Consider the following 25,951-nt stretch of genomic DNA (forward strand, 5'->3'; position numbering starts at 1 on the left):
CGCTCTAGTCATTCAATATTTCATACTAATAGTCTGCCATATTTTTAAAATCAAAAAAATCACGGTTAAAAAACCGTGACCTTCTCTGAGATAATCGCAAAATTCTAGGTTTGCGTGTTTAGCGCACCCTTCGATTGCGCTAAACACGCTGGCATACTGCCCGAAAACACAAAACTCAATCGTTTTGATTTTCTCCTGGTCTCGCCACTTCGTGCCGGCGTCTGCGAACCGCGCAGACAAATGCTCGCCGAAACTCGCAAGTCAAAAAGTGATTCTTCGAACCATTTTTGACAGCCCCCTTCTATACTTATCTACTTATCGTCTTTTTTGTTTCGCAGAATAGATAATTTCAAATATCATTCCTTGGTTCTGTTGCAATTGTATGTGGAGTCGGAACTTACTACTATATCATGAGAAATGAAGATTAAAGTTGAAACAAAAAAACAGATTGTTTTAAAATGTAAATCTGTTTTTTTTGTTTGGTCTGATTTTATCACACCAATTATGTGATCAGAAAATGACCATTTTATGAACATTCAAACATTCACTTGAATATAGATGAATGTTCTGATATAATATATTCAAAAAAATATTTGAATGTAAAGGAATGATCGTATGAATAATGAAATTTGTGAAATAACTTGTATTCATGAAGACAAAGTTAATCGTGCTAAATCTAAACTAGCAAACTTTGATACTCCGTCAGTAAGTGGTTTCTTTAAAATATTGTCAGATGAAAATCGACTTAAAATTGTACATGCTTTAGTTCATGAAGATGAGCTATGTGTTTGTGATATTGCTAATATCATTGATGCTTCGGTCGCAACAACTTCACACTATCTGAACTCCTTAAAAAAATTGGGAGTAGTTGATAGTCACAAGGATGGTAAGTTAGTCTATTATTTTATTAAAAATATCAAAATCTTATGGAGCTTGGCGTAAATTTTAAAGAAGAGGTGCTAGCATGAGTGAGAAAATGACCGAAAAAACCTATCGAATAGAAGGATTAAGCTGTACAAATTGTGCAGGTAAATTTGAAAAAAATGTAAAGCAGTTGCCAGGAGTTACGAGTGCAACAGTAAACTTTGGTGCAAGTAAGATTTCAGTAGAAGGCCAAACAACAATTGAAGAACTCGAAGAAGCGGGAGCCTTCGAAAATCTTATCATTCGTGATGATCAAGAAAATGATGAACAAGTTAGATCAAAAGAGTCTTTTATTAAACGGAATATCGCTTTAATCATCTCTCTTGGTTTTATACTTGTTGCTGTGATTTCCCAACTATCATTGGGCGAAGATCATTTATTAACGAAAGCTCTTTATATATTGGCAATAATAATTGGTGGATTTGATTTATTTAAAGAAGGGTTCTCTGATTTGATCAAATTGGACTTCTCCATGGAATCTTTAATGACTATTGCAATTATTGGGGCCGCATTTATTGGAGAATGGGCCGAAGGTTCTATTGTAGTAATACTATTTGCTATTAGCGAAGCTTTGGAACGATTTTCAATGGATAAAGCAAGACAGTCGATTCGTTCTCTTATGGATATAGCTCCCAAAGAAGCTCTTATCAGGAGAAACAATGTAGAGCAATTAGTCAGTGTCGATAAAATCGATATCGACGATATTATGATCATTAAACCCGGACAAAAAATAGCCATGGATGGGCTTGTTATCAACGGTCATTCTTCAGTAAATCAAGCAGCAATAACAGGAGAATCGGTTCCTGTTGAAAAACAGTTAGATGATGAAGTGTTTGCAGGAACACTAAATGAAGAAGGTGTTCTTGAAGTCAAAGTAACAAAAAAAGTAACGGATACAACGATTGCCAAAATCATTCACTTAGTTGAAGAAGCGCAAGGAGAACGAGCTCCTGCACAAGCCTTTGTAGATAAATTTGCAAAATACTATACGCCATTCATAATTATTATGGCCCTTTTGATAGTGGTTGTTCCTCCGCTATTCTTTGGTGGTGACTGGAATAAATGGCTTTACCAAGGGTTATCCATTTTAGTTGTCGGATGTCCTTGTTCATTAGTGATCTCAACACCTGTTTCAATTGTTTCGGCTATTGGTAATGCAGCAAAAAATGGTGTTTTAGTAAAAGGCGGAGTCTATCTGGAAGAAATTGGTCATTTGAGAGCAATTGCTTTCGATAAGACTGGAACCTTAACAAAAGGAAAGCCTGTCGTAACGGATTTCATTGCAACCAGTTCTGAAACTGATATAAATTATCTATCGATTATTTCATCGTTGGAATCTCTTTCTCAACACCCATTAGCTTCTGCTATTTTAAACGAAGCGGATAAAACTAATGTGGATTACAAGTCAATACAAATCGAGGATTTCCAATCTATCACAGGTAAAGGACTTACAGGTATACATCAAAACATACGTTACTATATTGGAAGCCCTAAACTGTTTTCTGCATCAGTAATCGAAGAAACAGCGGTCAAAGTACAATACAGACAATTTCAAGAACAAGGGAAAACCGCCATGTATTTCGGTACTGACGAACAAATTTTAGGAGTAATTGCTGTCGCGGATGAAGTAAGAGATTCAAGTGCTGCCGTTATTTCTGAACTCCACAAGTTGTCAATTGAACACACTATTATGCTTACTGGTGATAATACTAAAACCGCTGAATCTATTGGTAAGCAATTAGGTGTGACTGAAATAAAAGGAGATCTAATGCCTCAAGAAAAATTAGATTCGATTAAAGCGTTGCGGACAACTTATAATAAAGTAGCAATGGTGGGCGACGGCATTAATGATGCACCAGCATTAGCTGCATCGACGGTTGGTATTGCAATGGGCGGTGCAGGAACAGATACGGCTCTCGAAACTGCTGATGTTGCTCTAATGGGCGACGATTTACAAAAATTACCATTCATTGTTAGACTTAGCCGTCAAACTCTAAAAGTAATTAAGCAAAATATCACCTTCTCATTAGGTATAAAACTATTAGCTCTACTACTAGTCATACCAGGTTGGCTAACACTATGGATTGCTATTGTAGCAGATATGGGAGCAACGCTTTTAGTAACATTAAACGGATTACGATTGATGAAAGTTAAATAACACAACAAATAAAAGAAGGCATGTTTATAAGCGTGCCTTCTTTTTATGATACATTTTTAGTTTTTTTGAACGCTAGTTATGAAGCAAACTATGCGTCATTTAAATATTAAAATGACAGTCTAACCTTATTAAGTAGGTGTTCCCATTAATACTTTGATTTCCTTAGATAATAAAAAGCTCCAGAGAAATAAAATAAGATCTTCAAATTATAAATTTCATCTCTTTAAAAATTATTATTTTGAATTTTTAAAGAGAGCTTTTATGAGCACCACCATTATAAAAGCTAAAAACAAAGCTACTACACCAACGACAATAAAAGAAGTATAATCAGCATAGCTACCATCACTAAACATTTGAAGAGTAAAAATGCTGCAATAAAGCTAATTAAAAATTGAAGCCATATCTGGTGGATATATTTTTGGAGGAGAAAAATATATCCATACATGCCTATTAAAAGTAAAGTAAAATCTATATTTTGAAGTATAGGATCTCCTTGGATGATATTTATAATTAGAGTGGTAAATGTGACTACTAAAACAATAAATATCATCCTAAAAACAGGTTTACGTGATTCAAAAAAGAAATCATACAATTAGTTGGTCGATTTCTTTTTTTATTCGGTAAATTGTTTGCCTAGTCACATTGTAGTCTGTTGCAATCTTTGAGATAGCGACCCTATTCTCAAGATCCTGAACGGTTCTGTTGCAAAGTTTTAAAGCTAAAAATCAGTGGTTGGGAAAAGGTAATTTGCCTAAAAGTGGTAATATCATCTTTTTTGACTGGGATGGTGATTCTGTTAGCGACCATGTAGGAATTGTTGAGAAAGTAGAAAATAACATTGTTTACACAATTGAAGGTAATTCAGGAGACAAAATTGCTAAACTAAGTTATGAAAAAAACAGTCCTTATATCATGGGATATGGGACACCATAATCAAATTCTTTGATACATTAAAGTACAATCTTCATGAAATAAAATAAAAAAGCTCTTATCTCCACAAATATGTTAGAGGTAAGAGCTAATTCTAATAACTGTCTTTTAATTATTAACTTCTTAATCCCTTTCCTTTATCTACTAAATAATAACAAATTGCATAAAGAACGATGATAAAAAGGATTAATATTGTAATTGAAACCATAATTGGTACATCTGTCGTTCCAAGAAATCCATAACGAAATCCTGAAATCATATAAACAATTGGATTAATTTTCGATACTGACTGCCAGAATGGCGGCAACATTGAAATGGCGTAAAATACACCACCTAAATAAGTTAATGGCTGTAAAACAAATGTTGGTACAATTGAAACATCATCATAAGATTGTGCAAAAACACCATTAATTAAGCCTGCTAATGAAAATAAAATTGCAGTCATCAATAATGTAATCACCACAATAAACCATGAATAAACATGAAGTGGAACAAAAAATAGAGAAATGACTGTAACCAATGTCCCAACTAAGATACTCCTACCCAGTCCACCAATAACAAATCCCCAAATAATAACATGTGTGGGTACAGGTGCAACTAATAGCTCTTCAATATTCTTTTGGAATTTTTGAGAAAAGAAAGATGAAGAAACATTTGCGTAAGAACTTGTGATTGCAGACATCATAATTAAACCTGGTACAATAAATTCCATATAGGAGAAGCCGCCCATATCACCAATACGACCACCAATCATTTTTCCAAAAATAACAAAATATAATGAGGTCGTAATAACAGGAGGCACTAAAGTTTGTACCCATATCCGTAGGTAACGGTTGGTTTCCTTAACTGCTAAGCTTTTAAGTGCTGTAAAGTAGAAACTAAACATTTTTCTCCTCCTTTTGATGTTTGTCTTCGGTAATTTTTAAGAACAACTCTTCCAATCTATTTGATTTATTGCGCATAGAAAGAACCTTGATATTTTGCTGATTGAGCTGCTCAAAAATATTATTAACTCCCTGATTTCGTTCAACTTCTATAGCAAGTGTTAGATCATCTTCAAAAAAGTGCTTATAACCTTTTATCACAGGCTTTTTGTCGTAGCTATCTAAATCAAAAATGAAAGTCTCATATTGTAGTTTTGATAGAAGTGCTTTCATACTTGTATTCTCAATTAGCTCACCTGATTGAATAATTCCAATGTTACGACAAAGCATCTCTGCTTCTTCTAAATAATGAGTTGTAAGAATGATTGTTGTGCCACTTTCATTTAACTCTTTTAAAAATGCCCACATTTCTCTTCTAAGCTCAATGTCCACTCCAGCAGTTGGTTCATCAAGAATTAGCAGACGTGGCTCGTGCATTAATGCTCGAGCTATCATAAGTCTTCGTTTCATCCCTCCAGATAACATACGGGCACGAACATTTCTTTTATCCCATAAATTGGACTGCTTCAAATACTTTTCACTACGTTTCAGTGCCTCTTTTCTTGAGACACCATAATATCCTGCTTGATTTACTACAATTTGTTGTACCGTTTCAAACGGATTAAAATTAAATTCCTGCGGCACAAGACCAATCTGTTGCTTTGCTCGCTCTAAATCATTATCAATATCATAATCAAAAACCTTCACTTGACCAGCAGTCTTATTAACAAGTGAGGTAATAATTCCAATTGTTGTTGATTTTCCAGCACCGTTTGGACCTAGCAGTGCGTAAAAATCTCCTTCTTCTACAGTTAAATCAATACCACGCAGCGCCTCAACACCGGTCGCATATACTTTTTTTAAGCCTTTTAAAACTAGTGCATAGCTCATTTACTCATTACCTCCTTACTTATATTTCTTTTGTCAAAAAACAAATGCAGTCAAGGTGCAACTGCATTTGCGACAAACTATTTTTTGTCTTCTTTAGCTTTAGATTCTCTTTTTTTAGCTAAAACATATAGAACCACAACAATTATAACAAAATTTACAAATATACAAATATACCAACATTTATTTGATAGTTTAATAGTTTGGCAGCGAGGAAAGCTCCCAAGATACCAGCAAGTCTTGCCAACGCTCTTTTTTCTTCTGTCATCTATTTAATCCCTTCATCATTAAATCAGTTAGAGGCGAGCATTTGGGCAATTATCTGGTAATTTTTATTTCCTCCAGATAAATTATAGACTTCTTTAAATCCTTCGTTTAACAGGATATTTTGAGCAGCATTTCCAGTTACGCCCTTATTACAATACGTGATTGTTGTTACATTTTTATCTAGCTCCGCCACTCTATCACGTATTTCTGCTAATGGAATATGGATAGCCCCTTTAACACAAGAAATTTCATATTGTTTTTTGGAACGAGTATCAATAATTTGCAGTTGTTCTCCACTTGCTTGTCGCTCAATCAATTCAGTTGGGGTCATTAAAGGTGTTCCATTGCTTATTGCATTATCTAACGCCATTCCAGTATAAAGAACGGGGTCTTTCGTTGTCGCAAATGGTGGTGCATAAGCAAGGTCTAAATGGAACAAATCTTCTGCTACTGCACCAAATGAAATTGCAGTGGCAATTACGTCAATTCGTTTATCTACACCTTGCTCTCCAATAATCTGAGCTCCAAGAATTCTCCCGCTACTTTTATCTGCTAAAGCTTTGATTGTCAGCTCTTTTCCACCTAAGTAGTCCGCATGATCTGGCTTAATATTATAAAGAATAGCTGTCTCTAATCCTTCTAATTTAGCTTCTTTTTCTGTTAAACCAGTATATGCAACCGCTAAATCAAAAACTCGAACAATACCAGTTCCTAAAATACCACGATGTTCCAGTGTTCCTCCTGTGATGATATCACCAGCAATTCTACCCATCTTATTAGCAGTTGATCCAAGTGGACGATATATTGGTTTATCTGTAATGACAGAATAGCTCTCAGAAACATCTCCTACCGCATAAATATGTGGTACCGTTGTCTGCATTTTCTTATTCACTTTAATCGCACCAGATTTTCCCAATTGAATAGTTGTCGATTGAATAAGTGAAGTATTCGGAGTAACACCAGCTGCAAGAATGACTAAATCCGATTTGATTGTTTGCTCTTGATTGGTTGCTAATTCAGTAATATAGCCATCCTTCTCTATTACTTTTGTGATTGTTGTATTCAGTTGGAGCTTAACATGATTCTTTTCAAGCTCCTTTTGGACACGATAAGCCATATCAGCATCCATTTGTTTCATGACTTGATTGCCACGTTGAATAATAGTTACCTCTATTCCTTTATGGACCAATTGCTCTGCCATTTCTAATCCAATAAAGCCTGCACCAATAATAGTAGCTTGTTGTGGCTTTTCTTTTTCAATAAATGAGTGAATGGCAGCAGCATCTTGAATAGTACGAACATGAAAAAGATTTCTATTAGCTTGCTGTGCTTTAAAAATCTCTGGCACAATCGGTTTGGCTCCTGTTGCTAAAACCAATTCATCATAGGATTCGGTTTTCTTCTCCTTTGTTTGAAGATTCTCAACCTCAAGCGTTTGAGTTTCAGGATGAATAGCTGTCACTCGATGCTCTGTAAAAATATCTACATTATAACGCTTTTTAAACCATGCAGCATTTCTAGGGGTCAACTTATCTAACTCTTCAACTTCATCTCCTATATAATAAGGAATCCCGCAAATTGAATAGGAAATATCCTTGTCTTGGTCGTAGACAACAATCTCTGCTTCCTCTGTATTTCGTCTAGCCTTTGCAGCCACACTTGTCCCAGCTGCTACTGAACCAATAATCACAATTTTCATAAAGATGCCTCATTCCTTTTTTAAGTTTGCTTAAAATATTTTTGCTTAAATTTCAATGCTACATTTACTAAACCAATCAAAACCGGAACTTCCACTAGTGGACCAATTACTGCTGCAAAGGCTTCCCCTGAATTAATACCAAATACGCCAACTGCTACCGCAATTGCTAATTCAAAATTATTGCTCGCTGCGGTAAACGATAATGAAGCTGCAATTGGATAACTGGTTCCCATACGTTTAGAAATATAGAAAAATTTCTATCTATCAATAAAAAAAATAAAATGCTTCTAATTCAATATATTGTGTAGTGCTTCTCCAGAGATTTCTTCTGCATGCCATTCTACAACCCCATAATGATTATTAGATAATTCTGCTACTTTATCAATCCATGTATTTTCATTTTGTGCTCGGACTAGTAACATTGGATTTGTTGTACCACTTGTTAACATACTGTTATTCACGACCCACCATGTATGAGCAATGCCTGCTCGATCCAAGTCTTCCTGTAGTCGCATAGATTCATAAACAGGTGTTGTTTCAGGTAAAGTGACCATGACCACTTCGGTTTCTTTTCCATCTTGCAAACGAGGTAAGAGACGTTTCACTGATTCTGGTACTTCACCAGATGTCCGCTCTACTTCTTTATGGTAGCTTTGGGTAGAATCAAGTAATAGTAATGTATGTCCTGTTGGTGCGGTATCAATAACTACCACATCACAATCGGCATCATCCACAATCTCTGCAAAAGCTCTGAATACAGCGATTTCTTGTGTACAAGGCGAACGTAAATCTTCTTCTACATAAGCAACATCATCTGGTGACATCGTTTCACGAGCCTTGCTTAATACTTCTTCTGTATAATCTGCTAATTCCTTGTCCTCATCGATATGACTCACCTTGATTTGATCGGATTCAGAAATCACAAATTGTAAATGAGCAGCTGGATCGGTTGTAGCCAAATGAACTTTCTTGCCTTTATCTGCTAAACCAGTGGCAATTGCCGCAGCAATAGTCGTTTTCCCAACGCCACCTTTACCCATTGTAAAAATCACTTTTTTATCAGATTGATGCAACTCATTCACGATGTCTTTCAATCTAGGAAATGCTCTTGGTGTGACTATTTCAGTTAAAAATTCACCTTGATTGGATTTCAACAATTGGCGTAGATTTTCAACACCAGTCACATTGTAAGAACGTAAAGGAATACTGTACTCAGGAAAAGCTTTCAAACTATCTGGCATTTGTGCCAACGCTTCTTGTTGTCCATCATAAATCAATTGAGATACTCTATCTGTTGCTTCCTCTAAGACGCCATTCACTAATAAAACTTGATTTTCAATGCCTATCTCTTGTAATTCTTTAGAAGCTCGATCTGCTTCTAAAAGTGGTGCCTTTTGTGGTCTAGTTACAAGCATTAAAGTTGTTTTTGCTCCATCAGCTAATGTAGCTACAGCATGCTCATAAATTTCCTTTTTATCACCTAAACCAGATAATTGACCTAAGCATGAAGCTCCTGTTGTATTTTCATCCATAAAATTACTCCATGCAGACGGTAACTGTAACATCCTTAACGTGTGACCTGTTGGTGCGGTATCAAAAATAATATAATCATACTTTTTCTCTGCTTCTGGATCAGTTAAAAAACCAGAAAATTCATTGAAGGCAGCAATCTCTACTGTACAAGAACCAGATAATTGTTCCTCCATATTCGCTAAAGCAGAATCAGGTAGTTTCCCTCTAAATGGTCCTACAACACTTTCTTTATAGTCATCAGCTGCTGTTACAGGATCAAAATTTGCTACAGTTAATCCCGGAACTTCTGGAATTTCTTTCCCTTTATTTGTTAATTCTGTTTGAAAAACATCTTGTAAATTACTTGCTGGATCGGTACTGACTAACATAACTTTTTTCCCACTATCTGCTAAATAAGTAGCAGTGCCACAAGCAGTCGTTGTTTTACCAACACCTCCCTTTCCTGTAAAAAATAGATACTTTGTTAATGGTAGCTGATCTGGTTGGTACAATTTCATGTTTGGTTTCCTCCTTTAAATTTAACATCATCATTCTAAGCAGTTGTTACTCTCCATTTAACCTCACAAGAACATGCAGCATTATCAATCGTATGACAAATACAGTCATCTGTGTTTTGAATGATTGTTTGAATGACACCAGATAATACTTTCATATTCTCCGCATTCAATGAATAATTGTGCCATGTCCCTGATTTTCTGGCTTGAACAATCCCTGCATTCATTAACACTTTCATGTGATGGGAAAGCGTTGGTTGTGTAAATTCAAAATGCTCTAATAAATCACATGCACAACGCTCACCACAAGAGAGCATATCCACAATTTGAACCCTTTTTGGGTCTCCTAATGCTTTAAAAACTTTTGCTGTTAATTCATAATCCATCTTTCATCCCTCCATACATAGAAGTTCTTCTATATATAGTATAGATGTTCATCCATCTATTGTCAATAGATTCTGTCTCACTTAATAAAAAAGCCTATGAGAATCTCTTCTCATAAGCTTTAGTTTCTTAGTTTTAGCAACATCCAGATGATGGAGAGCAGCAACTATTTGATTGTTCTTCTTTCTTATCCTCTGAGAAATTAACACCAGTATAGACACTAAACTCCTCATTTGACGGATAACCAGCCATTTTCACAATTTCACCATCTAATAAAACAACTGGTAGTATGTCGGCTCCTTTAGACTGTAACAACTCCCCAATTTTTTCATTTTCAACGAATGCCGCAGGGTTACCTGTTAAATTAAAACGCTCTACTTCTACACCATCGGCTTTTTCCAATGTTTGAATAATAGAGGAAACTCGAAGCAATTCTGTATCTACTCCGGGACCACAAACTCCTGTGTCACAACACATTGCTGGTTCGTACAACGATACTTTACTCATTTTACATAACTCCTTCTTTTTGTTTTGTATTCAATATCTGATGTATTAATTCTTGAAATTCTTCAATATTCTCTGTTACCAGAGAATAATATTGCCATTTGCCTTCTTTACGTGCGGTTACTACTCCCGCCTCAATTAAAACCTTCATATGATGTGATAGTGTCGGCTGAGTAAAATCAAAATTATCCAAAATATCACATGCACACTTTTCACCAGTTGAAATCATATCTAATATTTGAAGTCTATTAGGCTCTGCAATTGCCTTCATAATTTTTGATAATCCTAAATAATCCATATTCTCACCTCCACATAGAAATTCATCTATATTTAATATAGAACTTTATCTATATTTTGTCAATGAGTAAAATCAAAATTATCCAAAATATCACATGCACACTTTTCACCAGTTGAAATCATATCTAATATTTGAAGTCTATTAGGCTCTGCAATTGCCTTCATAATTTTTGATAATCCTAAATAATCTATATTCTCACCTCCACATAGAAATTCATCTATATTTAATATAGAACTTTATCTATATTTTGTCAATGAGTAAAATATGAGTTATATCCTATCGTAAATTATAAAATACCTCTTAAAGCATCTCCTGAAAGGTTCAGTTGCAAAGTTTTAAATAAAGAATAAAATCCCTTACGGTATCTATGATTTAAGCTGGGATTCCCAATAATACCTTGATTTCAGTACAGACCGAAAACTCGAAGAGAGTGCCTTCTTTCCGGGTTTTCTTATATAATCCTCGAATGGCTTCCATGCCTTTAATCGTGGTAGAGGCAGTGCGTAAACTTCGATAGAATTTATTGCGTCTCTTTACTGGACGATGGTCTTGTTCAATCAAATTATTCAGGTATTTAATGGTACGATGTTCTGTCCCTTGATAAAAGCCGTATTCTTTTAGTTTCTTAAAGGCACTTGTAATAGAGGGGGCTTTATCTGTGACTACAACCTTCGGTTCATCAAACTGCTTCACTAACCGCTTAAGAAAAGCATAGGCTGCTTGTGTGTCCCGTTTTTTACGTAACCAAATATCCAAGGTTAAACCATCTGCATCGATGGCTCGATACAAATAATGCCATTTTCCTTTAATTTTGATGTACGTTTCATCCATTTTCCATGAATAAAAGGATTTTTTATTTTTTTTCCAAATTTGATAGAGTAGTTTGCCATATTCTTGCACCCAACGATAAATCGTCGTATGAGAAACGTTAATGCCACGATCATATAAGATTTCTTGAACTTCACGATAGCTAAGGTTATAACGAAGATAGTAGCCCACGGCTACAATAATCACATCCTGCTGAAATTTCTTTCCTTTAAAAGGATTCATCGTCATTCCTCCTGCTATCTTTTTCTATTATTCTACCTTATTTGGTAGTAGATTTAAAACTTTGCAACAGAACCCTCCACTTACTTTCTTAACAGATGATATTATGCTTGCCATGGCAAAATCTCAAAAGCCCTATTTTAAGCTAAATAAGGAAAATTCGAAAGACCATCGTGACCATTATTTTATGTTCAATGTAGAACCTTCACGAGATAATAATCTAGTTAGACTATATTGTTACGATTCAACGATGACACATATTTCAAAAAACAGGCCAAAATAATTGGTCTGTTATTTGTTATTATTGCTCTCTCGCCTACCTTGTCTAAATCTCTCAATGTTTTTTTTCAACTGCTCAGTATTCAGTTTATTTTTCGCTTCTTGAATTGTCTTATCAAGATTATGTTCCTCTGTGTTTGTAATGTTTCGAGACACTTCTACGTTCTTGCTAGGCTTGAAACTTGGATCAAAAACCACATCTAGGAGTTGCTCTACTTTGGTTTGTTCAGTATCTGACATCTCTGATAGTCTATGAATCAGTCGTTTAAATTGATCCTGGTTCTGATTTTTCTTTTTAAAGAATTTCATTTTCTTCTCCTTAAATCGTAAAAAGGTAGCCCGCATAGGACTACCTGACTTATAAATCATCAATGGCTACTGAAATAGCCTGTAACTTTTTATTTTGGATTTTCTTTTCATCAATCAATTGATGAAGTTCTTCAATTTGCTTCTGACAGGCGGAAATATCCTTGTTGTTTTGTGCAATGGTATCAGCCAAGTGTTGTTTATAGTCACTTGTGATATTTACCTTCTTCGGCTGACTTTGTTTAATGGTTGATGCGAGCGTTTGTACATCTTTAGATTCTGACTCCTTTTGTTGCTGTTCAAAAGCAGCCACATAATCTACTTCTTCAATTGGTTTTTCATCCTGTTTATGGAAGAGTGCTGCGATTTTAGCTCGTTCTTCATGGGACGATGTTGATTTCACATCGTCTAGTGGCTGATCAAAATTCCATGTTTTACTCATTCTATATCCTCATTTCTGTAATTTAGGTGTAGTGTGGTTTCTTTACCAAAGGCTTGCTCTAGTGCTTCATGAAATGACAACTGACTAGATTGTTGCCGTTTAATAAAGGTGCTATACATTGCAGTTTGTAGTTGGTCACGATAGTGTTCCAATTTCTCAGTCTCACGTGAGACTTTTTCTTCTTGTCTAGCTACTTTTTCAGCCAGACGTTCAATCGCACTCATAGGGTGTCCTCCTTGTCACTTTCTAGATTATGATAGTGGACTTGATTTTGTTATCACAATTCCATAGCACGCTCTCGTTTTGGTGGAGGATGATTCTTAATGGCTTGTATATGGGCTGACTGAATAAGATTGCTTAAGGATATTTCTTTCTGTTGTTTCACAATATCATTCCAATCTGACTTTGTTTCAAGTCCCTGCAATGGTGGTAAATCTTTGGTGATTGGAAGTCCTTTATCTGACAGTTTCTGAAAAAATTCTCTTCCTGCTTCATCGTTATCAACAGCCATTGTTATGACGTTTGAATGAGTTTGAAAAAAGGTTGTCGTCTCTTGTATTGCCTGAAGATAATGGCTAAGTCTGCTTGGTTTTACTGTATCTAGAAATACCAATTTCCCCTGTTCCTCTGCTGCTAGACGCAAGGTCTGATAAGCAATCACAGAAAGTTTTAAGCCTTCCATTGAAATCAGGCGAACATCGGATAATTGCTTTTGGTGAAGCTGATAATAACTCATCATATCGATAACGGATTCACAAAAAATGAGTCGCTTGGGATTCCCAATATCGAAACTAATACCGACATGGCCATGAGATCCATTCATGATTTTCTTCAAATAACCACGTTTGTGTTTTTCTTCATTTTTGACGAGACCCTGAAAGCTTGCGGCCTGTAATCTACCATTATGGTCATAGCTTTTAAACACTAAAACTGACTCCGCTTGATAAGTAGCTTGAGCAAGCAATCCTTGTCTGCCAAAGGAATTGATAGTCTGATTACTTAGTCCACGGATGTCTTTCAAGTAAGTACGTGCTTGCTGAAAGGGTTCTTCACGCAAATAATAGTAAAACGGTTGATAAGTTTCTTCTATCACCTTAGCTTGTTCAAAATCTCCAGTTTCAAGATAAGACACAGCCTCTTTGAAAGTAACACCTGCTACTAATTGAACAAAGTCTATCACATCCCCTTGTATATCTCTTGAAAACCATTTGAAAGTATTGGTATCGGCAAAAATCCGAAAGGAATCATGGTCTGGATGTTCAAAAATTTGTCCTGATAAACGTCTGAAGGAATAACCCAGACTTTCAGCCACATCTAAAATGGCCTTTTGTTTTACTGCTTTAATTCGTGTCATCTTGTCTCCCTATCAAAAAAAGCAGAAGACTGTCTCCTGCTAGTTATTCTCGCTTGTTGTAGTTCCTTGGATCGTTGGTATGCTGGAATTGGCTCCATCTGTTGCTTCTTTCATGTCTTCCAGTTTTCCATTCCAGATGGTTACTTGATTTACCAAGAGCTTGTCGGAAACTTTGGAGTAGGATAAGATAACCGTCTTGGTTTCTGTCTGAGTGGTTCGCTGTTGTTGCTCACTCAAATCAGAAACATAGCTCACTTGATATGAAACTTCCGCAAGTGCAACATTGCTTTCTGTATTGACATAGATACTGGCTGATTCTAATCGGTAGTCAAGCATATAATCTTTATAAACTTGATTGATCGCTTTATTCTGATTTGCTTCCTCTTCCGAAAATGCCGAGTCTGTCATGTAAGGCTTGATACGAGCGTTATTTTCACCCAGCTGAACCTTGGTGAAATATTGAGTGAGAAATTCATTGACAAGCTCATCTGATAAAACAGTTGCTTTTTCTTCCTGCTTTTCCTTTGTCACAAGTTTATTTGCTTCTGCTCGTATTTGGTTCTCTGTTTGTTTTGAAACGGATTGTGAGCCAATCGTGTAGCCAATCATGACCATAAAACTGACTGCGATTAAACCTCCAACTCCAATCAGAAATCGAGCTTTCACTTTGTTTAACATGGCTTACTCCTTTATTAGTGATAGCCACATCATAACAAGATTAACTTGGAGATTTTATCACAAGAAAAAGGACTACCATTTGGTAATCCTCCATGTTAAACTATTCTATTTTTCCACCACTTCATAATAATGCTAAAAACTAGAAATAGATTTAAAGCTATAAAAAATCCAGTAAAACTCCAAATACCATTGGTGGCTAAATCTTCTGTATAGAGACCTCTCTCTGTGAAAAAGAGGTAAATTCCATAGATTTCAATAAAGACTAATCCACTGATGAGTCCTATAAGAAACAAAGCACCTGAAACTTTCACAATCTGATAAAGGACAAGCAACATTAGTCCTATTGCTACGATAATCAGGAGGCTTTGTAGAATTTGTTCCAACATCCTACACCTCTTTCTAGGGCAACTGCTTACGGTAGTAGCTAGCCTGTTCCTGGTCAAGTTCATCAAGTTGGGCAACCAAGTCAAGGTATTCCGCTTTCATTACCTCATCTAAGCTTGGAAAATCACTCTCACGACTTGTGATGATGAGTTCCAGCTGTCCAGTGATTTCACGCTTTGAATAGCTATAATCAAGTGTTTCATCTTCATACTGTTCCTTTAAAGTTTGGTAGTTTGCCCTATCTTCTGGGCTTGTAAAGCCTTGTGTCAACCATTCTTCAAGTTGATAACGCATTTCATCTAGTGTTTGGGCCATGATCTATTCTCCTTTTGTGATTTCTTGACTTCATTTTACCGCGTTCAAAAATATTTGTCAGCCTTTTTTCTTATATCTCGAGTGCTATTTGTTGCTTCATTTGGGGTGTTGTATCTTCACTAAACTTGGCCAAAGCTGCATCTATCTCCTCAATTTCTGCTTCTTTTTCAACCAAGGGAGCTAAAACATCATACTTAGCCTTTACAAGTTGATAATCTTCTTCCTTTGGAAAGACTTTTTCAACTTCTACTTTGGCTACTCGTAGCTTATCTTTTAAATCCTTTACCAGCCCTTCTGTCTTTTCTTGGTCATCTATTATATGGTCAATGGCATTACTAATCCGTTGAATGGTTCCCACGTCTGATTTCAAATCAAGAGCGACTGTATATTGGTTATCACCTACAATCGTTAAAGAGACGGTCTCTTGTAAGGGCTCACTAAGACCTCGTGTAGTCATTTTTAAGTCAAATCCTCTAAAGCTTGCAAGTGTTCTGACTTCCTTGGTCTCTGAGCGGTTATAGGTAATGAGTTTTCGCAGATAGTCCCCTGCTTCTGCACGATTATCCATTTTCTGATTATCAAATCTCATGACAAAATCTTGCGACTTTGTTGCCAAAGATTGGGCAATATCTTTATCATATTGACTCAACCGTTTTTCCATAATAGGGAGGTGCTTCTCGCTATAGGAAATGGTATGGCGATACTCGTCTTTGGAGCGATTAAAGGCTCGTTTTTGATTCTCTAAAACTGTCAGTTCATTTTCCAACTCCATTTTGAGTTTGAGATAAGGGTTCCCAGTTGCCAATGCCTTAAAGTCTGAGGCGGTCATGGTTTGTTCATCAATGTCTTCAGCTGATCTCACAGGATCTTTTGAGGTCATTATCTGGGTGATATACTTTAGCTTATTCTCCTGCGTCTGCCAGAGGTAATTGTCAAAGCTCCCTTTAGTAATATAGTGATAAATATCTACCTCCTGGTGCATGTTTCCTTGTCGAATTAGTCGTCCATTTCGCTGGACAATGTCTGAGGGCCTCCAGGGAACGTCTAAATGGTGGACAGCTTTCATGCGAGATTGGACGTTTAATCCTGTTCCCCCTTTTTCCGTAGAAGCCATGAGAATCCGTACTTCTCCACTATTGACCTTGCGTGACAGAGAGTTTTTCTTCTCATCAGTATTGGCATCATGGACAAAGGCAATTTCTTCTTTTGGTATCCCTCGATCGACAAACAAGTCCTTAAGTTCATTGTAGACATCAAACCCTTCTTCCTTACTTTTAGGGGTTCCAATATCTGAGAAAATCATCTGAGTGGCTTTGTCTCCAGCTCCATCACGGTAAATCCGCTCGACATTATCGACTACTTGAAGGATTTTCTGATTATCCGATAAGGAGTAAGTAGGGTCAATCAACCGCATATCAATAGCTAGTTTTCTGGCTTCTCCTGTGATTTTAAGCATGTTATCTCTACTTGGATCAACACTACCTGACTTGATAGCGTCTGAACGCTTTACCAGCTCTTCCAAATAGTATTTCTGAGCTTGCGTTAACTCGCTTTCCACCGCAATAATCTTAGCTTCCGGTACTGGTAAATCAAGCATGTCTGAGGTCTGAATATCGGCAGTTTCCTTGTAGATTCGCATGAGTTCAGGAAGGTTGACAAATTTCTTGAACCGTTTCTTGGGTTGGTACTTATCTCCTGTCGGGGCTAGTTCCATGGAGTTTTCGATATTCCCAAAAGCCCCAACCCAGGAGTCAAAATTTGATACCAGGTATCGTTCCAAGACATCAGGTTGAATGTAATCCATCATGGTGAAAAGTTCACTAATAGAGTTAGAAACTGGTGTTCCTGTCGCAAAAACGACATTTCTATCTCCATGCTCTGCCTGTACTTGTCTCACCTTCATCTCCATATCCACGTTCTTTTTAGAAGTTGTGTTGGTGATTCCAGCTACATTCCCAAGTCCAGTGATTGGACGGATATTCTTGAAGTGATGAGCCTCATCCACAAAAAGAAAATCAATTCCAAGGTTTTCAAACTCAATAAAGGTATCTCGCTCTAGTTTTTGGAGTTCTTCCAACTGGTGTTCTAATCCCTTAATCGAACGTTCCGCTTCTTTCACCGTGTAATCACTGTCACTTCCTAGCTTGATTTCTCGGAGTTGCTCAAGTTTGTCATTGATATAGGTGACCTGTTTTTCACGACTCATCGGTATCTTCTCAAATTGTGAATCCCCAATGACAATGGCATCATAGTCCCCTGTAATAATACGGGACACAAACTGCTTGCGTTTGGCTTTGGCAAAGTCTTTCTTAGTAGTCACATAGACTTTCTTGGTAGGGAAAAATTTCATGATTTCTTGACCAAACTGAGCAGTCAGACTAGACGGCACCACATAAAGTGGTTTATGTACCATTCCGAGTTCTTTCAGTTTGAATCCTGCCCCAAGCATGGTAAGTGTTTTACCTGAACCAACTTCATGAGCTAGTAGAGCACGTTTTTCCTCGACAATTCGTTGAATGGCATTCTTTTGGTGAGGACGTAAGGAGATATTCTGAGCAAGTCCATCAATGGTTAAATGACTACCATCATAGGACTTTGATACCGTACGATTGTAGAGCCTATTATAGGTGTCTTCAATCATTTGTTGGACTTCTGGATACTTTGCTACAAAACCTTGAAAGAGTTCTTGTAGGTGTGTTTCCTTGGCACGCAGGACCGTTGTTTTCTCTACATCCGTCACATTCTTTTTCTTATCCCCTTCGACAACTTGTTTTGTGATGGTTGGTTGATTGGAATTCAGGAGATTTTCAAAGATTTTTCGACCACTATCATAGCGTGAAGCAGGGACACCTAAACTCCTATCCGTTGCGTTGGAATAGGTGTAGGCAAACTTAGATTGGTAAGTGATAACCCCGTCAATGGGACTGACTTCTAGGACTGTCGCTACTTCTTGGTCTGACAGTTCATAGGCTTTCCCCATAAAGGTTTCTTGGGCAAATTTTCCATAAACAGCCAGAGGAATCCAGCGTGAACCGATTCGATAATCAATGTCTGCCAAAGTAATACGGGCTGGTTTGATAGCTTCTAGAAGTCCCGCATAATGTGACCAGTTAAAGTCCTGATTGTCTTGTTTGACGAATAGATCTACCACTTCTAACTTAGTGACGACATCCCCTGAAAGAAAGTCTTGGCGAGAAACATAGGTCAATTCTCCATTCAAATACTTCTCAGGATCAGGCATAATGAGGTCGCCTAACTCCTCAATCAAGGTCATCTGCGATTCAACCTGATAGATAGACATCATATAAGCGAAATCAACACCTCGTCCGTCAGCCAAGCTCGAATTTAAGGCATCAAGGGCAGTATGCACCTTTTTAACCTCTTTTTCAGGACGCACTAGAGCCTTCTCAAAGGCAAGGGATTTAGTATAGATAACAGACTTTCCACTTGGATCCAGACTTTCATCTTCCAAACTAGCAAGAAGCGAATACTTATCATCACTATCAAAAAGATTGCGGTTCACAGCACTATTCAAATACCCATAGTGTTTGACAAAGCTATCATAGGTACGATTGAGTTTGCCTAACAAGTGGTTAAAGGTCTCCTTATCATAGTCATAATAGCGTTGAATGGCAATAACTTCTTGGTAGGCATTGCGAATATCGACCATTCCTTTGATACGTGCCACTTCTTTATAAGACAATGGAGCTTCATAGAAAACTGTCTTTTTATAATACCCCTTAAACTGACCACGTTTGGCTGCATCATCGGTCACATAGACATCCAGAGCAGTGTTATCAGTCACTTCTAAGGCATTAAAGCGATCAATCTGCTTTTGAGAATGTTTGGTGTCCCATGCTTTGAAGTTGCCCTCTTCATCGACATAGTAACTGATTTCTTCCGTCTTGGTTCCGACTCGAATGCCTTTGTTATCTCGATAGTAAACTGTAGACCCCTGATAACCAAAACTGTACTGACCTAGATTTTCCCTCATTTCAGCTGGAATGGAGGTATCATTGACTTGTTTGGTCAACACATCTGGGTTAATGATGACCTCATTTCTATCAATCTCTCTTGGGGCCTTAACGTGATTTAGAGCTGTTTCAACACTTGCAATCAAGTCATCACTAGTCCCCTTAACAGAAAGTGTTCCTCCGTTAAAATTCCTGACCTCGTAGGTTCCTAGCACCTGGCTATTGTATTCTCCATCAAAATAAGGATTGAGCCAAATGCGACTATCCTTGTCATAGCGAATGGAACCTGAAAAGGCTAAATCGTCTGCCACATATCCCTTGTCTAAGTGTTTCTGGAAGAATAACATATCCGTTGTGACACTCGTTCCTGCAATGGCCTTAAAGGCAGAGTCAGGCAGTCGAACCCCACCAAGAAATTCAGTTGTCTCACGAATATCTTGTAAGATGTTTTCTGTTCGCTTATCCATAGTTCCTGTGGAAGAGATAATCGCTACTTGTCCACCATCATGAAGCAAATCAAGTGACTTTTTGACAAAGTAGTCATGAATCATGTAAGGCCTATCGTACCTATTATCCGCAATTCGTATATTGGCAAAGGGCACATTTGAAATCACCAAATCAAAACTATTGTCGTTAAAAGCCACCGTCTCAAATCCCTTAATTTCAATATGACTATTAGGATGAAGGTGTTTGGCAATAGCTCCTGTAATAGTATCTAACTCTACGCCATACAACTCACTCTTTTCTCTTAAGTGTTTTGGCATAGCCGCAAAGAAATTCCCTGTTCCCTCTCATGTCAAGCTTATGACAAAAAATCACCAATTATTAAGATAAAAAATGGAGCTTATTAGCTCCGCGAAATTCATAATTATTAGTGTTTATTAAGTTTTAATTCTATAATATTATTTTTAGGTTTATCATCAACATTTAAATATTTACTTGGTAAATTTAGCAATTCTTCAATTTCATCACTGAACAAATTTATCGATGATTCCTCAAAAATATTAGTTACATCCTGTTTGGTATAATTGTTATCTAATAGTAATTCTATACCCATCTTAAAAATATTTTCATTTAAAACATGAGGTGTATCTCCAGGTTCTTTTTTTCTCCAACCTTTACTACTAATTTGACGCATTAAATACTGAAACTGATTATTTGATATAATATCCAAATCACACGCTCTATAGAGCATAGCTTGTATAGAGACTCCCCACTTTTTCTTCAGCCTAATATAATATTCTAATTCTGTTGGATATCTTGAACAATCCTTTGAAAATGTTTCTTTTGGAAGTAAAAGAGAACTTGCAAACTTATTTGCTTGTCTCTCTCTATCTTTAAATTCATCATTAGATAGGGTTTCAATATCTTCTGTCCAAGGATGTAATAATATGTGACCTAATTCGTGTGCTAAATCGAAATTTATCCTTGCTTTACCTTTATTTCCAACAGATAACACAATAATATAGTTTTCTATACCATCAATATTTACAACTTGACTATATGCATCTATTCTTTGGTCTGCTACATTCATTCCTGTTACTATTAAGCCATTCTCTTCTAATGTATATTGTAAATCATTTATTGGATCATAGCCTAAATCCCAAAACTCTCTAAGTTTTATAGCAACATTTTCAATTTCTTCATCCTTTAAATTTTGGCTATTTATATTTATTTTTGGTAGGTTTAGAACTGGAAATTCGATGTAATTGTATAGTGCTTCATATAAAGCACCTATAAATTCAACTTTTGTAATTTCTGCTGATCTACTTTTTTTACTTGTGCTACTCAATGATCTAAAATAAGTAGTACCAGAAGTGATATTGATATTTTTCTCTTGAAAAAAATAATTAATAGGAAAATGTAATGTTTTCGATAATTTAATAACTGTTGAAAAATCAGGATTCCCTTTATTATTTTCATACAAGGATAGTGTTTGTTTGCTCAAATCTAAAGATTTTCCTAATTCAGCTAACGTCATACTTCTATATATTCTAGCTGTTTTTAATCTATCCCCATTAAATTTCGAACTCATACTTTAATCTCCTCTTAGCCATGTTTTTTTACATTTTTCTCTTTTAATCCTAGTTTAATACCTTTATTAGGTTTATTTTCTGCTATTTCAGTTAATTCATCACTAAAGTCATTTTCTAGTCTTGTTAAATTGATAAAATCAGGATTTATCAGATTCATAATAGACTCTTTCTTCGCTATATTAAATTCGTTTCCTAATAAATACCAATTCATTTCATTTATTTTATTTGCCTTATAATCATATGCAACTACATAATAAGTGAAATCACTTAAATTTATATCTAAACCAGAAAATATATTTTTAAAATCTTGTTCGTATACATCTGGATTAAAAGTTTTACCTAAATCAAAAGATATTTGCTTATTAGTATCAATTTCACTATTTAAATAATATAAGATAGATTGCATATAATGAGGAACTCTTCGATTTTTATCTTTTGGTATTCTATTCAAATTCGATATACTAGTAATACTTACTAAAGATTTGCTTTCTAAATCTAAAATAAATCTTCCTTCCCATGCATATCTTTTAAATTTATGAATTATATAATTCTCAGAAGTCAATACTTCCCTTAACTTAGTATTTATAACATCTGATTTTAATCCACCAAAACAATTATGAGTATCTAAGTTTAATTTATATTTACAATCTAAAAAATCTTGTTCTAATGCTTCGACAATGACATTAGCTATAATTTCTTTTAACTTTTTCAATTATAAACCTCCAAATTGTATTTGTCTATATTGTAGCTTATATTTTTGAAAAAGTCAATTATTTTACATTTTTCTCAAAATTTGTCCAATATTTAGTTGTAAAAGAGAGTGATTGCTCACTCCCTTTGCTACTTCCATATTATGTTCAACACTTCATTTCCTTCACAGAATACTGAGTCTATATATTTTTCCATCAATTCTCTGGTGAGTTTAGTGTTGTCTATTACTTCTTTTTCTTCTTTTGCTTTTAGTATTTTTTCTTTTATCGCTTGTATTTCTTCATCTATCAAATTTTTAGAGTCAATGAATTTTTGTCTATTCATCTTGCCTAATTTATACTTCTCAAAATTTTGCATTTTCTTAGCTTCAAGATCTTCGATAGATTTTTCCATAGGTTTAACTTTTATTTTTTCATCTTTGCTTGAATCTTCTAGACCATATTTTTCTTTTATTGCTTCAAATACTTGCTCTTCAAGGCTTCCTGCTCTTGAGTTCTTATGTTTTACATTATTACACTTACATATCCTACAAGTAAAATATGTGTGAACTCTTATGCTTCCATCTTTTCGTTTTCTTTTTGATTGAACGCATCCTAAAATGTGATTACAAGTTGGACATTTTGCAAAGCCTTGTAGTGGAGATTTTTTTCTCCATTCATAATCGGTATTTTTACCTTTCATAAATAGATTCTTCTCTTTAATCTTTTGAACTTTTTCAAAGTCTTCTTTAGATATAATAGCTTCATGATTATTCTCAACTCTTCCCCATTCTTCTTTTGGTTTAAATTTAAAAGAAGATGGATTTAACACTGACTTATCTTGCATATTAAAAGTGTAAGTTCCAGTATAATTTTCATTTGCTAATACATCTATTACATTGCCATTAGTCCAAGTTGGTCTAGGCTTTTTTGCAGTTCTAATTATTGAATATTCGAAATCAAGATTTGTTAATTCGCTCTTTCTTTTTGATGGTGTTGGAATTTTTTCTTCATTTAATATCTTAGCTATATTTCTTGAAGATATACCATCAAGTGCAAGTTTAAAAATCTTCTTTACTATCCAAGCTGTTTCTTCATCAACTATGATTTTGTGTCTATCATTAGGATCTTTCATATATCCTAAAGGTGGACTCCAAGCTAAAAACTTTCCTTGTTTTTTAAGTGTAGTCATAGATGACTTTACCTTTTCAGAAATATCTTTTGTGTAGAAATCATATAATAGTCCCTTGAATTGAATATCTAAATCTGTTCCATTTCCCTTTTCTTTGTTACTATCATAGCCATCATTTATGGCGATAAATCTTACTCCTAGGAATGGAAATATGTTTTCAAGATAATCTCCAAGTGTTATATAATCTCTCATAAATCTGGACAAGTCTTTTACAATTATCGTCTGGATGTTATTTTTCTTTACATCTTCGAGCATTCTTTGAAAGGCTGGTCTATTTTCATTTGTTCCAGAATATCCGTCATCGACATATTCTTCTCTTGTGAAGTTCTTAAATTCTTCATTCTTGTCGAGATAATCGTTTAGATATGCTCTTTGGTTTATGATACTTTCACTCTCATCAGTCTTTATCATATCTTCAACGGATAATCTAATATAAAGAGCAATCTTACTCATCGTCTGTTCCTCCTACCAAATTATCTATATTGAATTTAAAGACTATTTCAAATTCGTGTTTATCATAAACTATTATTTTTTCAATTAAGCTATGGATTAAATCACCAGGTAGCTTTTCCAAATTCTTTGAAGCATATAAATCATTTATCCATTTTGTTGATTTTAATCTTTCTTTTTTAAGCTTTGAGATATTAACTTCAATTGCTGAAATCTCATTATCAAATGTAGATATATGACTTTGAGCAATCTCTCTTCTTAATATATACTCATCTCTATCAATCTTACCTAGACTATATTCTTCATAGGCTCTTTGAATGATATTTTCTTCATTTATATTTTTTCTTTTAAGATTTTCAATATCTTTCTTAAAAGTATCTATTGCTTTATTAAATCTAGCTTTAATTCTATTAACAAATTTTGTCTTGCTAGTTGTCTTCATAATAAACTCAGAAATTTTATCGCTAATAGCCTGATCCAAATCTCTTTCCATAATGAATACTGATTTTTCGGGTTTTATACTTCCACTAAATCTTTCGTTCTGAAATGAATAGTAAAGTCTATCTTTATTTTTACCATAGATACGAGTTCTTCTATTAAGTTCTTTGCCAGTATTATTATTGATTACAAGACCCTTAAATCTGTTCTCATAGTCCCTATTTTCAAAATTGTGCATTGGCGAACTGAAAACATGATTTTTCTTTCTCTCTCGTCTTTCTCGTAAGATTCTTTCGTGAACTTCCTTAGAAATGATTGCTTCATGTGCATTCTCACAAATTATATACTGACTTTCATCTACAAAATGTTGTTTAATTCCTTTTGCAAGATTTTGTTGCTTAACTCCTTGTACTAAAGTCCCCGTATAAGCTGGGTTTGTAAGCATTTTAGAAATTGTCCCTTTATTCCATTCAGGATCATCATTTTCTCTGTAAACTCTCCCAGTTTTATAATAAATCATTCCAGGAGCATAGCCTTTTTCATTAAAATGCTTTGCTACTTCATATTGGCTTTTACCTTGAAGAGTTAAATCAAACATATCTTCAACTATAAATCTAACATTTTCATCAATTACAAGTTTTTGACCTTCTTTAGATTTTTTAATCTTATAGCCATAAGGTGGAACAGATCCAATAAAGTATCCGTTTCTTGCTCTATTGTGTTTTGAGGTCTTTATCTTAACTGAAATATCCTTAGCATACATATCGTTGATAATATTTTTAAGAGTAACCTCAAAAGATTTCTTTGAATCTGTTTCTTTGACTGTGTCTAATTTATCATTAACAGAAATAAATCTAACACCTAGAAATGGAAATACTTTATCAATCAATCTTCCCATTTCAAGGTATTCTCTTCCAAGTCTTGATAAATCTCTGATAATAATACAATTGATTCTTCTATCCCTAATATCTTGCATCATATTCTGAAATGATGGTCTTTCAAAGTTTGTCCCACTATATTCATAGTCAGTGTAAACTTCTAAAACATCTATATTTTCTTTTAATGCATATTCTTTACAAGACAGTATTTGAGTTTCTATTGAGTATGATTTTTCTCTCCACTCTTCTGTTCTTTCGTTTGATAGTCTTGTATAAATTCCGGCCTTAAAGACTTTTCTTTCTGTCTTTTCAATTTTCTTTTCAATATATCTTTTGGAAGTTCTTGCCATTATAAAACACCTCCTGCTAATTGCATTGGAGTCTTATTTTCAAGAGCATTTCCAAATACCTTATTTATTGAAATCAAATTCTTCTTTACTTCGGACTTGTTTTCACTTTCTTCTTTTATAAGGGTCTTCAGTAAGTT

21 protein-coding genes and 6 pseudogenes are annotated in these 25,951 nt (G+C 35.1%); 4 read left to right on the forward strand and 23 right to left on the reverse strand.

Going from position 1 to position 25,951, the window contains the following annotated elements:
* Positions 1-615 precede the first annotated feature (615 nt).
* Both E4T79_RS03905 and E4T79_RS03910 read left to right on the forward strand, forming a co-directional pair.
* Positions 616-968 (forward strand): annotated as a pseudogene (locus tag E4T79_RS03905) (metalloregulator ArsR/SmtB family transcription factor).
* On the forward strand, positions 965-3,082 hold the full coding sequence (locus E4T79_RS03910) for a heavy metal translocating P-type ATPase (protein WP_001291323.1): 2,118 nt from the start codon (positions 965-967) through the stop codon (positions 3,080-3,082). The pseudogene E4T79_RS03905 and the gene E4T79_RS03910 overlap by 4 nt, the downstream one beginning before the upstream one ends.
* A 584-nt stretch (positions 3,083-3,666) precedes the next feature.
* Here the strand turns inward: E4T79_RS03910 and E4T79_RS03920 are convergent.
* A pseudogene (locus E4T79_RS03920) lies at positions 3,667-3,777 on the reverse strand (helix-turn-helix domain-containing protein); the annotation flags it as partial.
* 7 nt (positions 3,778-3,784) lie between these two features.
* On the opposite strand from E4T79_RS03920, the gene E4T79_RS03925 reads away from it, so the two are divergent.
* Complete coding sequence (locus tag E4T79_RS03925; protein WP_001875682.1) at positions 3,785-4,015, forward strand: CHAP domain-containing protein; 231 nt, start codon at positions 3,785-3,787, stop codon at positions 4,013-4,015.
* A gap of 112 nt (positions 4,016-4,127) precedes the next feature.
* Here the strand turns inward: E4T79_RS03925 and E4T79_RS03930 are convergent, their stop codons facing one another.
* From E4T79_RS03930 to E4T79_RS03980, 10 genes and pseudogenes are all read right to left on the reverse strand, one after another.
* Positions 4,128-4,898 (reverse strand): ABC transporter permease, encoded by a 771-nt coding sequence (locus tag E4T79_RS03930; RefSeq protein ID WP_000490874.1) that lies wholly within the window; start codon positions 4,896-4,898, stop codon positions 4,128-4,130.
* Positions 4,891-5,826: an ABC transporter ATP-binding protein gene (locus tag E4T79_RS03935; protein ID WP_000119359.1), complete on the reverse strand. Its 936-nt coding sequence runs from the start codon at positions 5,824-5,826 to the stop codon at positions 4,891-4,893. The genes E4T79_RS03930 and E4T79_RS03935 overlap by 8 nt, the downstream gene beginning before the upstream one ends.
* A 289-nt stretch (positions 5,827-6,115) precedes the next feature.
* Entirely contained in the window at positions 6,116-7,789 is a 1,674-nt protein-coding gene (locus E4T79_RS03945) for an FAD-dependent oxidoreductase (protein ID WP_000706535.1), read from the reverse strand.
* Positions 7,790-7,809: 20 nt separating this feature from the next.
* Positions 7,810-8,040, reverse strand: a pseudogene (locus E4T79_RS03950) (arsenical-resistance protein); the annotation flags it as partial.
* Positions 8,041-8,076: 36 nt separating this feature from the next.
* On the reverse strand, positions 8,077-9,819 hold the full coding sequence (gene arsA, locus E4T79_RS03955; RefSeq protein ID WP_000781150.1) for an arsenite efflux transporter ATPase subunit ArsA: 1,743 nt from the start codon (positions 9,817-9,819) through the stop codon (positions 8,077-8,079).
* Positions 9,820-9,854: 35 nt separating this feature from the next.
* Positions 9,855-10,202 carry an As(III)-sensing metalloregulatory transcriptional repressor ArsR gene (gene arsR, locus E4T79_RS03960; protein WP_000384355.1) on the reverse strand — a complete coding sequence of 116 codons (348 nt, stop codon included), beginning with the start codon at positions 10,200-10,202 and terminating at the stop codon, positions 9,855-9,857.
* 133 nt (positions 10,203-10,335) lie between these two features.
* Positions 10,336-10,707: an arsenite efflux transporter metallochaperone ArsD gene (gene arsD, locus E4T79_RS03965; RefSeq protein ID WP_000049327.1), complete on the reverse strand. Its 372-nt coding sequence runs from the start codon at positions 10,705-10,707 to the stop codon at positions 10,336-10,338.
* A 1-nt stretch (position 10,708) separates the two neighbouring features.
* A complete protein-coding gene (locus E4T79_RS03970) occupies positions 10,709-11,002 on the reverse strand; it encodes a metalloregulator ArsR/SmtB family transcription factor (protein WP_000385048.1) in 294 nt (97 codons plus the stop codon).
* Between the two features lie 65 nt (positions 11,003-11,067).
* Positions 11,068-11,193 (reverse strand): annotated as a pseudogene (locus tag E4T79_RS03975) (ArsR family transcriptional regulator); the annotation flags it as partial.
* A 181-nt stretch (positions 11,194-11,374) separates the two neighbouring features.
* A complete protein-coding gene (locus E4T79_RS03980; protein ID WP_001067797.1) occupies positions 11,375-12,052 on the reverse strand; it encodes an IS6-like element IS1216 family transposase in 678 nt (225 codons plus the stop codon).
* 70 nt (positions 12,053-12,122) lie between these two features.
* On the opposite strand from E4T79_RS03980, the pseudogene E4T79_RS11300 reads away from it, so the two are divergent.
* Positions 12,123-12,332, forward strand: a pseudogene (locus E4T79_RS11300) (DUF5960 family protein); the annotation flags it as partial.
* An 8-nt stretch (positions 12,333-12,340) separates the two neighbouring features.
* On the opposite strand, the gene E4T79_RS03990 reads toward E4T79_RS11300, so the two are convergent.
* The 12 genes and pseudogenes from E4T79_RS03990 to E4T79_RS04045 form a co-directional block, all read right to left on the reverse strand.
* Positions 12,341-12,637, reverse strand: coding sequence for a hypothetical protein (locus E4T79_RS03990; RefSeq protein ID WP_000667758.1), 297 nt, complete (start codon positions 12,635-12,637; stop codon positions 12,341-12,343).
* Positions 12,638-12,686: 49 nt separating this feature from the next.
* Entirely contained in the window at positions 12,687-13,076 is a 390-nt protein-coding gene (locus E4T79_RS03995) for a DUF5945 family protein (RefSeq protein ID WP_000048070.1), read from the reverse strand.
* Positions 13,073-13,300: a DUF5965 family protein gene (locus E4T79_RS04000; protein WP_001272968.1), complete on the reverse strand. Its 228-nt coding sequence runs from the start codon at positions 13,298-13,300 to the stop codon at positions 13,073-13,075. The genes E4T79_RS03995 and E4T79_RS04000 overlap by 4 nt, the downstream gene beginning before the upstream one ends.
* A gap of 53 nt (positions 13,301-13,353) precedes the next feature.
* The gene (locus E4T79_RS04005; RefSeq protein ID WP_000196869.1) at positions 13,354-14,430 is read right to left on the reverse strand and encodes a toprim domain-containing protein; all 1,077 of its coding nucleotides are present in this window, start codon (positions 14,428-14,430) and stop codon (positions 13,354-13,356) included.
* Positions 14,431-14,469: 39 nt separating this feature from the next.
* Entirely contained in the window at positions 14,470-15,108 is a 639-nt protein-coding gene (locus E4T79_RS04010) for a hypothetical protein (protein WP_000933071.1), read from the reverse strand.
* Positions 15,109-15,203: 95 nt separating this feature from the next.
* Positions 15,204-15,494, reverse strand: a complete 291-nt coding sequence (locus E4T79_RS04015; protein WP_000893087.1) for a DUF5966 family protein — start codon at positions 15,492-15,494, stop codon at positions 15,204-15,206.
* A gap of 13 nt (positions 15,495-15,507) precedes the next feature.
* On the reverse strand, positions 15,508-15,807 hold the full coding sequence (locus E4T79_RS04020; RefSeq protein ID WP_000079455.1) for a DUF5962 family protein: 300 nt from the start codon (positions 15,805-15,807) through the stop codon (positions 15,508-15,510).
* Between the two features lie 70 nt (positions 15,808-15,877).
* Positions 15,878-20,569 (reverse strand): annotated as a pseudogene (locus E4T79_RS04025) (SNF2-related protein); the annotation flags it as partial.
* A gap of 83 nt (positions 20,570-20,652) precedes the next feature.
* A complete protein-coding gene (locus E4T79_RS04030; protein ID WP_135027962.1) occupies positions 20,653-21,816 on the reverse strand; it encodes an XRE family transcriptional regulator in 1,164 nt (387 codons plus the stop codon).
* Positions 21,817-21,830: 14 nt separating this feature from the next.
* Positions 21,831-22,529, reverse strand: coding sequence for a DUF5986 family protein (locus tag E4T79_RS04035; RefSeq protein ID WP_135027964.1), 699 nt, complete (start codon positions 22,527-22,529; stop codon positions 21,831-21,833).
* 128 nt (positions 22,530-22,657) lie between these two features.
* A complete protein-coding gene (locus tag E4T79_RS04040; protein ID WP_135027966.1) occupies positions 22,658-24,151 on the reverse strand; it encodes a recombinase family protein in 1,494 nt (497 codons plus the stop codon).
* Positions 24,144-25,814: a recombinase family protein gene (locus E4T79_RS04045; protein ID WP_135027968.1), complete on the reverse strand. Its 1,671-nt coding sequence runs from the start codon at positions 25,812-25,814 to the stop codon at positions 24,144-24,146. The genes E4T79_RS04040 and E4T79_RS04045 overlap by 8 nt, the downstream gene beginning before the upstream one ends.
* Positions 25,815-25,951: the final 137 nt, after the last annotated feature.

The sequence above is a fragment of the Streptococcus sp. LYSM12 genome (assembly GCF_004569635.1).
In the GTDB taxonomy this organism is placed as follows: Bacteria; Bacillota; Bacilli; order Lactobacillales; family Streptococcaceae; genus Streptococcus.